This window comes from Nocardioides sp. WJ219 (genome assembly GCF_058559815.1).
Genome location: NZ_JBZUJV010000006.1, coordinates 39,984 through 52,796, shown reverse-complemented (window position 1 = coordinate 52,796; position 12,813 = coordinate 39,984). Strand labels below are relative to the sequence as shown.

17 protein-coding genes are annotated in these 12,813 nt (G+C 72.5%); 7 read left to right on the top strand and 10 right to left on the bottom strand.

What is annotated here, in order from left to right:
• Nucleotides 1–12: 12 nt before the first annotated feature.
• From AC4MBH_RS15105 to AC4MBH_RS15085, 5 genes are all read right to left on the bottom strand, one after another.
• Nucleotides 13–345, bottom strand: a complete 333-nt coding sequence (locus AC4MBH_RS15105; RefSeq protein ID WP_491795735.1) for a rhodanese-like domain-containing protein — start codon at nucleotides 343–345, stop codon at nucleotides 13–15.
• A 93-nt stretch (nucleotides 346–438) separates the two neighbouring features.
• Nucleotides 439–1,086 carry a DUF305 domain-containing protein gene (locus tag AC4MBH_RS15100; protein ID WP_491795734.1) on the bottom strand — a complete coding sequence of 216 codons (648 nt, stop codon included), beginning with the start codon at nucleotides 1,084–1,086 and terminating at the stop codon, nucleotides 439–441.
• A gap of 35 nt (nucleotides 1,087–1,121) precedes the next feature.
• Nucleotides 1,122–1,268: a hypothetical protein gene (locus tag AC4MBH_RS15095; RefSeq protein ID WP_491795733.1), complete on the bottom strand. Its 147-nt coding sequence runs from the start codon at nucleotides 1,266–1,268 to the stop codon at nucleotides 1,122–1,124.
• A gap of 113 nt (nucleotides 1,269–1,381) precedes the next feature.
• Nucleotides 1,382–2,938 (bottom strand): peroxidase family protein, encoded by a 1,557-nt coding sequence (locus AC4MBH_RS15090; RefSeq protein WP_491795732.1) that lies wholly within the window; start codon nucleotides 2,936–2,938, stop codon nucleotides 1,382–1,384.
• Between the two features lie 244 nt (nucleotides 2,939–3,182).
• Complete coding sequence (locus tag AC4MBH_RS15085) at nucleotides 3,183–4,049, bottom strand: Fpg/Nei family DNA glycosylase (protein WP_491795731.1); 867 nt, start codon at nucleotides 4,047–4,049, stop codon at nucleotides 3,183–3,185.
• 87 nt (nucleotides 4,050–4,136) lie between these two features.
• Between AC4MBH_RS15085 and AC4MBH_RS15080 the strand changes: the two genes are divergently transcribed.
• From AC4MBH_RS15080 to AC4MBH_RS15070, 3 genes are read left to right on the top strand one after another with little or no spacing between them, the layout of a single operon-like run.
• The gene (locus AC4MBH_RS15080; protein WP_491795730.1) at nucleotides 4,137–4,376 is read left to right on the top strand and encodes a hypothetical protein; all 240 of its coding nucleotides are present in this window, start codon (nucleotides 4,137–4,139) and stop codon (nucleotides 4,374–4,376) included.
• Between the two features lie 29 nt (nucleotides 4,377–4,405).
• Entirely contained in the window at nucleotides 4,406–5,185 is a 780-nt protein-coding gene (locus AC4MBH_RS15075) for a glycerophosphodiester phosphodiesterase (RefSeq protein WP_491795729.1), read from the top strand.
• A 9-nt stretch (nucleotides 5,186–5,194) separates the two neighbouring features.
• The gene (locus AC4MBH_RS15070; protein WP_491795728.1) at nucleotides 5,195–6,133 is read left to right on the top strand and encodes a DUF5926 family protein; all 939 of its coding nucleotides are present in this window, start codon (nucleotides 5,195–5,197) and stop codon (nucleotides 6,131–6,133) included.
• A 22-nt stretch (nucleotides 6,134–6,155) separates the two neighbouring features.
• Here the strand turns inward: AC4MBH_RS15070 and AC4MBH_RS15065 are convergent, their stop codons facing one another.
• Nucleotides 6,156–7,025, bottom strand: a complete 870-nt coding sequence (locus AC4MBH_RS15065) for a helix-turn-helix transcriptional regulator (RefSeq protein WP_491795727.1) — start codon at nucleotides 7,023–7,025, stop codon at nucleotides 6,156–6,158.
• 112 nt (nucleotides 7,026–7,137) lie between these two features.
• On the opposite strand from AC4MBH_RS15065, the gene AC4MBH_RS15060 reads away from it, so the two are divergent.
• Nucleotides 7,138–7,839 carry an SDR family NAD(P)-dependent oxidoreductase gene (locus tag AC4MBH_RS15060; protein ID WP_491795726.1) on the top strand — a complete coding sequence of 234 codons (702 nt, stop codon included), beginning with the start codon at nucleotides 7,138–7,140 and terminating at the stop codon, nucleotides 7,837–7,839.
• Nucleotides 7,840–8,056: 217 nt separating this feature from the next.
• Nucleotides 8,057–9,325, top strand: a complete 1,269-nt coding sequence (locus tag AC4MBH_RS15055; RefSeq protein ID WP_491795725.1) for an HNH endonuclease signature motif containing protein — start codon at nucleotides 8,057–8,059, stop codon at nucleotides 9,323–9,325.
• 98 nt (nucleotides 9,326–9,423) lie between these two features.
• Here AC4MBH_RS15055 and AC4MBH_RS15050 read toward each other — a convergent pair whose 3' ends face one another.
• A complete protein-coding gene (locus AC4MBH_RS15050; RefSeq protein ID WP_491795724.1) occupies nucleotides 9,424–9,660 on the bottom strand; it encodes a hypothetical protein in 237 nt (78 codons plus the stop codon).
• A 92-nt stretch (nucleotides 9,661–9,752) separates the two neighbouring features.
• On the opposite strand from AC4MBH_RS15050, the gene AC4MBH_RS15045 reads away from it, so the two are divergent.
• Nucleotides 9,753–10,145: a hypothetical protein gene (locus tag AC4MBH_RS15045; protein ID WP_491795723.1), complete on the top strand. Its 393-nt coding sequence runs from the start codon at nucleotides 9,753–9,755 to the stop codon at nucleotides 10,143–10,145.
• Nucleotides 10,146–10,260: 115 nt separating this feature from the next.
• On the opposite strand, the gene AC4MBH_RS15040 is transcribed toward AC4MBH_RS15045, so the two are convergent.
• Nucleotides 10,261–11,097: a GIY-YIG nuclease family protein gene (locus tag AC4MBH_RS15040; protein WP_491795722.1), complete on the bottom strand. Its 837-nt coding sequence runs from the start codon at nucleotides 11,095–11,097 to the stop codon at nucleotides 10,261–10,263.
• Between the two features lie 39 nt (nucleotides 11,098–11,136).
• On the opposite strand from AC4MBH_RS15040, the gene AC4MBH_RS15035 reads away from it, so the two are divergent.
• Nucleotides 11,137–11,262, top strand: a complete 126-nt coding sequence (locus tag AC4MBH_RS15035; RefSeq protein ID WP_491795721.1) for a hypothetical protein — start codon at nucleotides 11,137–11,139, stop codon at nucleotides 11,260–11,262.
• Here AC4MBH_RS15035 and AC4MBH_RS15030 read toward each other — a convergent pair.
• Entirely contained in the window at nucleotides 11,259–12,161 is a 903-nt protein-coding gene (locus AC4MBH_RS15030; RefSeq protein ID WP_491795720.1) for a metallophosphoesterase family protein, read from the bottom strand. The genes AC4MBH_RS15035 and AC4MBH_RS15030 overlap by 4 nt on opposite strands.
• A 116-nt stretch (nucleotides 12,162–12,277) precedes the next feature.
• Nucleotides 12,278–12,775 carry a MarR family winged helix-turn-helix transcriptional regulator gene (locus AC4MBH_RS15025; protein WP_491795719.1) on the bottom strand — a complete coding sequence of 166 codons (498 nt, stop codon included), beginning with the start codon at nucleotides 12,773–12,775 and terminating at the stop codon, nucleotides 12,278–12,280.
• Between the last annotated feature and the right edge of the window lie 38 nt (nucleotides 12,776–12,813).

The window sequence follows — 12,813 nt, the reverse complement described above, 5'->3', positions numbered from 1 at the left end:
ACCGTCCCGGCGTCAGACCACCTGCGGCGGCGCCCCGGTCTCGCTGACCATCGGGCGCCCGGCGGCCTCCCACTCGAGCATGCCGCCGTCGAGGTTGACCACGTCGTGGCCCTGGCGCGAGAGCCAGGCCACCGCCTGGCTCGACCGGCCGCCGACCTTGCACACCACGAGCGTCTGCGCCTGGGGGAGCTCGCTGCGCCGCTCGGTCAGCTCGCCGAGCGGGACGTGCAGCGCGCCGTCGATGTGCCCGGCGTCCCACTCGAACTGCTCGCGGACGTCGAGCACCGCGAGGCCCTCGGGCAACGGGTCGGGCACGCCGGCCATGGCGACGGTGGGGACGTTCACGGGTCGGGGGTCCTCTCGGGACGGCGGTCGTCGGTGGTGGTCCGGCTGCCGTCCAGTCTGCCACTCAGCCGGCCACCGGCCGGGGCCCGGTGCTCAGGTCCCGAGGAGGTCCCGCATCGTCGCGATCTCGGCGGTCTGGGACTCCGCGATGTCGGCGGCGAGCTCGACCGCGGGCTCGAACTGCCCGTCCTCGGTCTCGGTCTCGGCCATCTCCACGGCGCCCTCGTGGTGCTCGACCATCATCTCCAGCCACATCGTCTGGAACTCGGCGTCGGGGGCGTCCTCGAGGGCGGTCATCTCCTCGGCGGACATCATGCCGGGCATGTCGGTGTCCATGCCCTCCATCGACTCGGCCACGTCGCCCTGGTGGTGACCGGCGTTGCTGTGGTCGCGCATGGTCGCCGGGACCTCCTCGTCCCAGTCGGTGAGCCAGTCGGTGAAGGTCTCGATCTCGGGGCCCTGGGCGTCGCGGACCTGCTCGGTGAGGGCCTGCACCTCCGGGTCGAGGGTCCGGCCCTGGGTGAGGTCGACCATCGACAGCGCCTGCGCGTGGTGTTGCAGCATGTCGGAGGCGAAGGCGACGTCGGCGTCGTTGTGCTCGGTGGCGGAGACCTCGCTGCTGCCGTCGCCACCCCCGCCGTCGTCGCCGTCGTCGCCGCAGGCGGTCAGGGACAGGCCCAGGGTGAGGGCGAGCGCGCCCAGGGCCCGGCCGGCGGTGCTGGTCGCGCGCGTCGTGGTCACCCCCTCACGGTACGCAGGGGCCGCAGCGGTGGGACCTACGCCCAGTCGGGGTGTGCCGCGTGCACGCCGAGCCTCCAGGCGGCCGACTGCATGCGGTCGAACCACTGGGGGTCGCGCGCGGCCTCGGCGGCGAGCACGTCGACGAAGTCGATGAAGAGCTGGTACGAGCGGCGCCGGTCCACGAGTCCTCCGAGGGTCCCCGTCCGGTGCCCGATCCTGGGCGGGAGGTGCACCACGGCGTCGATCGGTGCCCCGCCGGGCTGGCCGACGGGGCACCGGGTGGTGTCGCACCGACTCAGGGCGCCGGCGTCACCGCCAGTCCGTGGCCCGAGATCGTGATGAGGTCGGCCATCGTGAACTGGCCCGGGACGGCCGACGGCAGCGTGGGGCGCCATCCGGGCTCGTTGCGCAGGTACGACGAGGGGTCGCGCGCGAGCACGCCGAGGAAGACCTCGGCGACGATGCGGCCACCGACGGCGCCGAGGTGGTGCCCGGCCGCCTGCACCCGGGCCTCGCGCAGCACGTAGAACCACAGGGGGGCGGGCCCACCGCCGGGGAGCTGCAGGTCGGTGTCGTCCAACGGTGCCTCACCCATGGCGGCGGCGACGTCCTGGCCCGAGGGCAGCGCGAGCCGTGCACCCCGGGTCAGGTTGCGGTCGATGAGGGACGGCCGGTCGCCGCCGATCTCGACCGGCAGGGCGGCCAGGGGATTGGCCAGCTTGGCGTCGATCAGCCGGGTGGGCTGGAGGGTGCCGTCCCCCTCGCCGTCGACCTCGAAGAAGCGGCGCCACTCGATGGTCCACTGGGGCGGGAGGATGCGGAACCCACCGAACTGCCGCAGCGCCAGCGCCGGGTCGGAGGTGCTGCCCGGCAGGAACGTCGCCGCCCGCACCAGCGAGTTGAGGGCGTAGCCGCCCCGGATCTGCGAGTGCCCGAAGCGGTACGCCGCGACGGAGAACTCCAGCGGCATGTAGGGCGTGGACGAGCGCGGGCGGTAGTGCTGCAGCGTCACCCGGGGGACCGGGCACGTCTCGTCGAGGACCGAGTCGAGCATGGCCTGGCCGACCGTCCGCCTCAGGAAGTCGTGCACGACGATCCACTGGTAGTGCCACCGCACGACGCGCTGGGCGGCCTCGAACACGGTCTCGCTGCCGCGCCGCATCGTGGCGTCGTCCCGGACCAGCTCCACCACCGCGTTGTGGAACTTGAGCATGGTGAGCTGGAGCTGGCTGACGAAGGTGTTCTCGTCGTTGCGCGGGTCGCCGATCAGCGCGGTGTCCTGGTTGTTGCGCGGCAGGTCCTCCTCGTCGTCGTGCTCGCCGATCAGGAGCATGTCCTCGCGGCCGGGACGCTTGTCGTACATGAACGCGTCGTCGGTCGGGCCGCGCCCGTAGACGCAGTCGAGGTCGAAGCGTGGTGAGCGGAAGTTGGTGAGGGCGTCCGGGTCGTCCTGCCGGGTGAGGCTCGAGACCGGGTCGAAGGTGAGGTCGTGGTCGATGAACTGGCCGAGGTAGGTGTAGCCCGCCGGGATGGTTGGGTTGTCGAGGGCCGCGTCGGTGCTGGCCGCGTCCTCGGTCATGGCGGCCGCGATCTCGGCGATGCGCTCGGCGGTGGGGACGAACGGCGCGAGGCGGAACATCCGCCCGAACCGTCCTTCGAACAGCTGCGACACCGGCACGTAGGCGAGGCCGCGCTGCTCGTAGCCGTGCCCGCGGGCCCGGCGCTGGGGGGTTCCGAACCCGCGTGAGGACGCCGCCTGGTTGACGAGGTTCTCGGGCGGGCGGAGGTCGGGGTCGCTGGTGGTGGTGCCGGTGGATGTGGTGGGTGTGGTGGGTGTGGTCGTCGTCGACATGCGCGAAGCTCCTGGGCTCGTCGCGGAGTTGAGGGTCCTGGACCGATCGACGTCAGAGGCCGGCGGTCATGGCGCCCACGGGGGGCGCGGCTGGGGTCTCCCCATGTCGACGAGGGGCCGAGGTCGTGCACCCGAGACGTCAGACCGCGGCCATGCTCCTCCCGCTCGCAGCGGGGGACAATAGCCCGAACGGGGCATGGACGGCGCCGTCGCCGTGGCGAGGGATGCCCGGTCCAGGCCGGCCCTACTTCAAGAACTTGCTGGTCCGCCGGTCGGCGAGCGGCTTGCCGCCGGTCTGGCACGTGGGGCAGTACTGCAGGCTCGAGTCGGCGAACGACACCTCGCGGACGGTGTCACCGCAGACCGGGCAGGCCATCCCGGTGCGGCCGTGCACGGCGAGGTTGCTCTTCTTCTCGCCCTTGAGCTGGCTGGCGGCCAGCCCGCGGGAGCGGTCGACGGCGGCGCCGAGCGTGTCGCGGATCGCCCGGTAGAGGACGGCCAGGTCGTCCTCCTCCAGGCTGCTGGCCGGCTTGTACGGCGACATCCGCGCGGCGTGCAGGATCTCGTCGGAGTAGGCGTTGCCGATGCCGGCGATCGTGCCCTGGTGGCGCAGCACACCCTTGATCTGCTTGCGGCCCTCGCGCTGGAGGATCCCGGCCAGCACCTCGGGCGTGAAGTCGTCGGTGAGCGGGTCGGGTCCCAGGCTGGCGATGCCGGGCACCTCGAGCGGGTCGCGGACGACGTACATGGCCAGGCTCTTCTTGGTGCCGGCCTCGGTGATGTCCAGCCCGGAGTCGTCGTCGAGGACGATGCGCACCGCCAGGCCGCTCCTGCTGCTGGGCCGCGGCGGCAGCGTGGGCACCTCGTCCTTCCAGCGCACCCACCCGGCGCGGGCGAGGTGGAGGACGACGTGCAGCCCCGAGGCGTCGATGTCGAGGAACTTGCCGTGGCGGGTCACGTCGTCGACGAGGGTGCCCGTCAACGCCGAGACCGGCGGGTCGTAGGTCTTCAGCGCGCTGAACGCCGCGAGGTGCACCGTGGCGATCGCCCGGCCGTGCAGCCGGCCCCGCAGGTCGAGGGCGAGGGCTTCCACCTCGGGCAGCTCGGGCATGCGCCGAGTCTAGGAGGAGGCACCCCTGCTGGGAGTCACCTCGGCGGAGGCACTGACAACGCGGCCCGACCGCTGCATGATGGGTGGATGACCACACCGCGGTCCCTCACCTCGCCGGGGGCGATCTTCCTCGACCCCCGCGGTGGCGAGCGCGCGCTGCGGGTCTCCTGGCACCAGGAGGCCGACGTGGTCGTCCTCTCGCTGTGGCGCGACAACGTGTGCGCCGCGACGTTCCGCCTCGCCGTCGACGAGGTGCCCGACCTGATCGCGATGCTGCGCGAGGGACTCGACCTCGCGTTCGCGACTCGGGTGGCCCGCACCGCCTGACGTCGGGGGTCCTGCGGCACACTGGTGCCGTGACCCCCCAGGTCGTGGCCCACCGCGGCGCCAGCCACGACAATGCCGAGCACACGCTCGGCGCCTACGTCGCAGCGCTGGAGGCCGGCGCCGACGGGCTCGAGTGCGACGTACGGCTGACCGCTGACGGGCACCTGGTGTGCGTGCACGACCGCGACCTGCGGCGCACGGCGCAGGCGCCCGGGCTGGTCTCGACGATGGAGCTCGCCGACCTCAACGAGCTCGACTTCGCGTCGTGGAAGAACCCGTGGGCCGACCTCTCCGACGAGGCGCCCGACCGCGACGAGTCCCTCGACCGGGTGCTGACGCTGCGCAGGCTGCTCGAGACGGTGGCCGACTACGACCGTCGCGTCGAGGTGGCCATCGAGACCAAGCACCCCACCCGGTTCGGCGGTCTCGTCGAGCGGCGGCTGGTGGAGATGCTCGGTGACTTCGGGTGGGACGAGCCGGGCGCGCCGGTGCGGGTGATGAGCTTCTCCTTCACCGCGCTGCAGCGGATCGAGCGGGCGGCGCCCGACATCCAGCTCGTGCAGCTGGTCGACCGGTACCAGTACTGGAAGATGCTGCGCCGGGTCATCGGACCCGACTGGATCGTCGGCCCGGGCATCTCGATGCTGCGCGAGCACAAGAAGCTGGCCCGCAAGATCACCGCGGCCGGGCACGACATCCACGTGTGGACGGTCAACACCGAGGCTGACCTGCAGCTGTGCCTCGACTCCGGCGTCCAGGCCGTGATCACCGACCGCCCGGCCTACGTGCTGGAGCAGCTCGGTCGGTAGGTTCCTGGCATGGCGAAGAAGTCCCGCACGAAGGCCCGCGAGGTCGCGTCCACCGCCGGTGCCGGCGAGGTCGGTCCCCGGCAGCCCTGCCCCTGCGGCTCGGGCAAGCGCTACAAGGCCTGCCACGGCGCCCCCGGCGGCGGTGACGTCTTCGTCGCCCGGCCGTTCGAGGGCCTGCCCGGCGAGTGCGACATCGTCGCGATGCGCGAGCTGGTGCCCGCGGCCACGGCACCGCTGACGATCAAGGGCTTCGAGGACCGCACCGTCCAGCTGTGCACCCTGCTGCCGGCCGCGTCGCCTGCCATGGCGCGCGACAGCGGCCAGACCTGGCTCGGCCTCCAGGTCCAGCACGCCTTCGGCGACCCCTCGCGCGACCTGGCCGCCGTGCTGGAGGCCGCGCTGGCCGCGACCGAGCCCGGCGTCATCGGCTTGACGACACCGCCCGGTCCCGGCGCTCGCCTGCAGGACCTGGTGACCGACGACAAGCTCGAGGTCACCGTCCACGACGGCTTCGACTTCTGGCTCGCCGACGTCGAGGAGAGCGAGGCGATGGCCGAGGCCATGGCCCAGGCCAACGAGGCGTCCACGCCGACCTCCCGCCTGACGTCGGTCGAGGCGGCGTACTGGACCGACGTCGGCACCAAGGAGCACCTGCGCTGGGTGATGCCCGAGCCCGAGGACGCCCTGCTCGACGCGCTCTCGCGGCTGCACGCCTCCGGCGCCGACGTGATCGTCCCCGACTCCCGCCTGGTCGGCATGTTCCGCGCCCACGGCCTCCTCGCCCCGGTCTGGGACCTCCCGCTCGGCACCGGCGCCGAGGCGCTCGAGGAGCCGGCGGCGGCGTTCAAGGCGGCCCTCGACGAGGCGCTCGCCGACACCTCCGAGCTGACCTCGGAGCAGCGCTCGACGCGTTCGGGACTGGCCAACCGGCAGGTCACCATCCGCTAGGGCTGACCCGCCGGGTCGGGGCTCAGGTCCTCGTCGCCGGAACGGCGTGCTGGATGCCGGCCACCAGCGCGAGACGGAACCGGCTCTCGTCCTCCGTGCCGGGCGCGGCCGTCATCACGACGATCTTGTGGTCGGCCTCGCCGTCGGTGAGGGTGTCGCAGTCGACCGCGACGGGCCCCACGGCCGGGTGGTGGACGACCTTGCGGTCCTCCCGGTGCGCGCTGACGGTGCCGGCGGCCCACAGCTCGGCGAAGCGGGCGTTGCCGGCGAGCAGGTTGCGGACCAGTCCGGCCAGCCGCGGGTCGCTGGGGAAGCGGCCGGTGGCGCGGCGCAGGTCGGAGGCCACCGCGGCCTCGGTCCGGGCCTGGTCCTGCACGACGACGGGCCACTGCGCGACGGCCGGGCCGTCGGCTGCGACCGGGAAGATGCAGCGGGCGAAGTTGCGCACGGGCACCGGCACGCCGGCGGGGTCACCGAGGAGGGCGGCCCAGCTGTGGTTCCACCAGATCATCTGCCAGTCGGCGGCGAACACCGCGACGGCCGCGTCACCCACGCGCGACAGCACCCGGTGGACGCCCGGGGAGAGGTGGTCGGAGACCCGGCCGCTGCTGGGCGGCGCGAGCGAGGCCAGCCGGTACAGGTGGTCGCGCTCGGTGGCGCTCAGCTGCAGGGCCCGGGCCAGCGCGGCCACGACCTGGGCTGACGGCGTCGTGGCGCGACCCTGCTCGAGACGCACGACGTAGTCGACCGAGACGCCGGCCAGCTCGGCCAGCTCCTCGCGGCGCAGCCCCGTGGTGCGCCGGCCGTGCCGCGCGGGCAGCCCGGCGGCGGACGGCGCGAGCCGGTCGCGCCAGGCACGGATGGTGGGGCCCAGGGCACTCGCGGTCGTCACCGCACGATCATCCCCCGCGACAGCACGCGCCGGTGGTGCTGTGGGTGGTACGGCTGCTCCTACCGTCGCGTCCTCCCTGGTGGGCGACCCGGCGCGACCGCAGGATCGACCCATGACCACCACCTTCATCACCGGGGCCAACAAGGGCCTCGGCCTCGAGACCGCCCGCCGCCTCGCCGACCTCGGCCACACCGTCCTCCTGGGCGCCCGCGACCCCGAGCGCGGCGCGGCCGCCGCGGCCGACCTCGGCGTCCGCTTTGTCCAGATCGACGTCACCGACGAGCGCTCCGTGCGCGCCGCCGCCGCCGACGTCGAAACCCACGAGGGTCACGTCGACGTGCTGATCAACAACGCCGGCGTCGCCGGTACCCACGGCGTCGACCCGGCCGACCTGACCGGCGCCGACGTCCTCGGCGTGCTCGACGTCAACGTCGCCGGCGTCGTCCGGACCACCTCCGCCTTCCTCCCGCTCCTGCGGCGGTCCGCGGACCCCGTCATCGTCAACGTCAGCAGCGGGATGGGGTCCCTGGAGCACACCCACGACCCGTCGCGCCCCGAGTCGCAGGTCGTCGCGCCCATCTACACGGCCTCGAAGGCGGCCCTGACGATGCTGACCACGCAGTACGCGAAGGCGTTCCCCGACATCCGCGTCAACGCCGCGGATCCCGGCTACACCGCCACCGACCTCAACGCCCACAGCGGCCCCCAGACGGTCACCGAGGGGACCGACGCCGTCGTGTCGCTCGCGACCGAGGGGCCCGGTCACGGCTCGGGGCGGTTCGCCCACCGGCACGGCGAGACCTCCTGGTCCTGACCGTCCGTCGGGCGACTGATGCTTGCGCGTTCATTCGAACAGGTGTACGATGACGGGAACGGCACGCTGAACGGCTCACCTCGGTCCCGGACACTTCGGCGGGTGCGTGCCCCCGTCCTCCGACCCGCTGGGTCGCGCTGGCTCCGAGCTCGTCCGAAGTCCTGGTGGGGACCTCTCCCCGGGCACGTGGCTCGAGCTCGCCCGCACGGAGTACGTCGTGTCCCACCCCCTCGCCCCGACCCCGCACCCGGTGCTGGCCTGCGCCGCGACGCTGCGGGCGGCGCTCGGTGGAGTGAGCGAGGTCGACCCGCGGTACCTGGCCACCGCCGACAAGGAGACCGCGCTGGTCGAGCTCGCCGCCGCAGCCGCCCAGCTCGACGAGCTGCGGCTACGGGTCCTCGCCGCAGCCGACGACGTCGCCGTCGTCCACGGCGCCCGCGACGCCGCCGCCTGGCTGGCCCACCAGACCCGGACCGACGACACCACCGCCCGCGGTGACCTCGCCCTGGCGCGCACCCTGGAACGGCGCCCCCACCTGGCAGCGGCGATGCGATCCGGGCGCCTCGACCGGGCCCGCGCCGCGGTCGTGGCGCGAGCGCTCGACGAGCTGCCCCACGACATCTCACCCGAGACCCTCGACCACGCCGAACGCCACCTCCTCGACCAGGCCACCCACTTCAACCCCCGTCGACTACGCGTCCTGGGCCGCAAGATCCTCGCCGTCGTCGCACCCGAGGTCGACGAGGCCCTCGAACGGCGACTCCTCGAGGCCCAGGACACCCACGCCCACGCCGCCACCGACCTGCACACCCACCGCCGCGGCGACGGCACCACCGACCTCACGATCCGCTGCGCCGACCACGTCGCCGACCGCCTCCTGACCTACCTCGAGGCCCTCACCTCACCCCGCCACGGCGGCCAACCCGGCCAGCCCGGCCAGCACGGCGACCCTGAGAGCAACAACCCCGACGACCGGCGCCCCTACCCCCAACGCCTCGGCCACGCCTTCGCCACCCTCCTGGAGACCCTCGACCCCGCACGCCTGCCCCTGCACGGCGGCGACGCCACCACCGTCATCGTCACCCTCGACCTCCACACCCTGCTCACCGGACTCGGCACCGCCCTGGTCGGCGACCAACCCATCACCGCCGCCCACGCCCGCCGCCTGGCCTGCCAAGCCCACCTGATCCCCGCCGTCCTCGACGGCGACTCCCACGTCCTCGACCTCGGCCGCAGCCAACGCCTCTACAGCCGCCACCAACGCAAAGCCATGGCCCTGCGCGACCCCACCTGCCGCGCCACCGGCTGCACCATCCCCGCGCCCTGGTGCGAAGCCCACCACCTCACCCCCTGGACCCACGGCGGCCACACCAACCTCCACGACGGCGTCCTCCTCTGCACCCACCACCACCACCGAGCCCACGACCCCCACTACCACCACACCCGACACCCCAATGGCGACATCACCTTCCACCGACGCGTCTAGGTCGCGTCCGTGCTGGCTTGAGGAACCCAGTTGAGATGTGCCGGTCCAGAGATACAAGGAGGGGGACGGATGCCGGAGTCCAGGAGCTCGAAGTCAGTTCAGCGCAAGCCCCATTCCCCGCCACCGATCCCGCTGACGGTGAAGAAGAGGTCCTCGCCGCCGCGGTAGTTCTCGGAGTCTGACGAGTTACGTTCCAACGTGCCGCGCACCGTTGCCTTCCATTGCCCGTCCAGGGGCGACCGTACTTGCGCGATCGCGGCGTAGATGTCGGACAGTGTGCCGCGACCGCCAATCGTCTCGAGCGCCAGGACGATGTCGTCCTTCCACGGCCTCATCCCAGCCTCGCCGCTGCTTGGTTTACTTCGAATGCTGCTCTATTCTCTCTCATGAGCGGCGAGAGTACACCCGCCCAGGCCAGGAGTGACTCATGCCAACGATCGACCTCGATCAACACACCTACGATGCAATCGACCTCGCTGCGCGATTCAGCGGACTTACCCACGGTGGCGTCGTCGCTCGACTGGTGAAGCAGGCCCCAGTCGCGTCACCGACCTCGACGCCGAGGGCGGCGGATGACCAGGTGGTCGAAATCCATGTGGACTACGAAGGTCACCGGACTACGGCGCTGTTCCGGGAGCTGACGAGCCGTGTCGACGTCGTCGACGGACCTCTCGCCGGCCGGTCCTTCAAGTCACCAAGCAGCGCTGCGAGAGCGGTCATCTCTCACTACAAGCCAGATGTCAGCCCACAACGGAATGGTTGGACATTCTGGCTCTTGAGCGACGGCTCAGGTCGATTCCTCCAGTCGATTCGCGGGTAGCCATGGCCCCTTGCTCGATCGCCGACTGGGTGCCCTCCCCAGCTGCGACGCGCAGTTCGGTGATGCCGGCACCGTGCAGCCTCAGCGCGCTCGGCGGACCATGGTCTCGTTCACCTCAGTTGCGGTTCATCCCGAACTCGCGGGTGAGCATCGCCTTCTTGAAGTGCGCCTCGGCCTCGTCGACGTCGCGGCTGGGGGTGTCCGGGCCGAACACCCGCAGCAGGCTGAAGACGAAGTGGCGGGAGTGCTGGCGGTCGGCCGCGGCCAGCGACCTCAGGGCGACGTTGCCGCCGTGGCCGTCCTTGGCGTACTGCAACCAGCGGCCCAGGACGCGTTCGCTGCCGTCGGCCTTGCCGACGTAGTGCTGGCCGGTGCTGGTGTCGGCGATGAGGTAGACCCCTTGGACCGACCCCAGCGCCGTTCGCCAGGCTCCGTAGCGGGAGTCGGCCATCACGGTCTGCAGGTCGGCGTGACTCAGCACGAGGCGGTCGAACCCCGGGAAGGGCACGTCCTGCGGGTCGGCGATCTCGACGACCGGGAACCCAGCAGCGGTCGGGCCCCGCTTGGCCCAGTTGATCGTGTCGCGGCTCCACTCCACCGTCAGGCGGTTCGCCAGCGAGGACATGACGCCCGACGGCCGGAGGTCGAACGAGCGCCACTCGTCGGTCCGCTCCTCGACGACCTCCCCGCCGTTCTCGAAGGCGCCCCAGAGCCGGGAACGTCGACCGCCCACGGCCAGGAAGTTCAGCCACAGCGTCGGCTGGACCGGGTTGAAACGCACTCGCTGGACCCGGGTGTAGGCGAGGACCGTCTCGAGGGTGACGTCCCCACGACGCAGACCGTCGTCGTTGTACGTGTGCCGGATGACCAGGACGTCGCTCGGGTCGACCCCGCACGCCGCCAGGACGTGGCCGAGCGTCAGGTCGCCGGCAGGTGTGGGACTCGAGGTCATGGGCGCACGATAGGGCGCTTCCCCGCCGGCTCCCATCCGTTGCACCTCCTCGAGGCTCACGACCTGGACGACGTCCTGCACGGTCTCGACGAGCGGCGCTACGCCCTCGAGGCCGACACCGAGGCGGACGCCGAGGTCGACGCCTGGCTCGCCGCAGGCTCCTAGGACTCGTGCCCGGACGCCTGCTCCTCGGCGGTGTCGTCCCACGTCACGGGGTCGACGACGTACACCTGGCGGCCGGCGAGGGGGTCGCGGGCGTGCACGAGGTGGAACGACGGCGAGGAGGGGCCGCCGAGCTCGACGACGGTGGCGCCGGCTCCCTGCACCGCGCGGACGACGCGGGCGGGGGCGCTGAGGTCGACGCGCGTCACGATCCCCGGGGTCACCCAGACCACCGACCCACCGAGGCGCCCGGTGAGCTGGAGGTGGAAGTGCCCGCACAGCACCGCCGAGACGTCGGTCCCGGCGATCGCCTCCGCCAGGGCGTCCCGGTTGCGCAGCCCCGCCTGCTCCGTCCAGGGCGCCGCGGGGCTGTGGATCGGGGGGTGGTGCAGGGCGAGCACCGTGCCGGCGGGTGCAGGGTCGGCGAGCAGCTCGCGCAGCGCCGAGAGCTGCGCCGTGCCCAGGTGTCCGTGGGCGGAGCCGGGCACGAGGCTGTCGAGGGTGACGACCCGGAGCCCGTCGACCGTGCTCACCGCGGCGCGCTCGTCGTCGAGTCCCGGCAGGAGCGTGCCGACGTCGGCGTCCCGGCCCGCGCGGCCGTCGAGGTGGCCGGTGCCCAGGGCGGCCGTGAAGGTCGGACGGCGGTCGTGGTTGCCGGTCGTGTAGACGTGCGGGATCCCGCGCGCCGCGGCGAACGCCGAGACCCGCTCCCGGACGAGCGCGCAGCCCTCGCGCGAGCCGTCGTCGGCGATGTCGCCGGTCACGACCACCAGGTCGAGGCCGTCGAGGTGCCGGCAGTCGTGGAGCATCCGCTCGAGTGACCCCAGCGCGTCGACGCCGTCCTCGTCGCGTCCGCTCGCGGTCACGTGGGTGTCGGACAGGTGCAGGATCCGGTGCGGCACGGCAGCCTCCTCGCGGTACGCAGCACCCAGGCGGTCGATGCGGCGACGGCACTCCCCGGTGGTGGCCACCTACGCCAGTCGTCGTCCCCGGACTCTAGGACGCGGCGCCGTCGGCGTCACCCGACTTCGTCGGGGACGACGCGCAGCTTCTGCGCGATGCGGACGAGCGACTCCTGGTCGGTCGGGTCGAGCAGGTCGAGGACGGCGCGGCGCACGGCGCGCACGTGGGTGGGCGCGGCCAGGCGCACGACGTCGACGCCGGCGTCGGTGAGCGCAGCGAGGGTGTAGCGACCGTCGGCCGGGTCCGGGGCGCGCCGTACCCAGCCGCGCTGCTCGCAGCGCTTGACCACGTTGGACAGGCGGGACAGCGACCCGCTGGCGAGGAACGCCAGCTCTCCCATCCGCAGCGTCCGCTGCGGCGCCTCGGAGAGGTGGCTGAGCACGAGGTACTCGAACAGCGTGAGCCCGTGCTCCTGCCGCAGCGGCGGCTCGAGCTTGCCGGGCAGCAGCAGGACCAGGGAGATCAACCCCGTCCACGCCGCCTTCTCGTGCGCCTCGAGCCAGCGCACCTCCTCCTCGGTCACGTCGGTCGCGTCGGGCTCCTCGGTGCTCATGACCATCCACTCTCACTTCACTCTTGAAGTCATCGGTG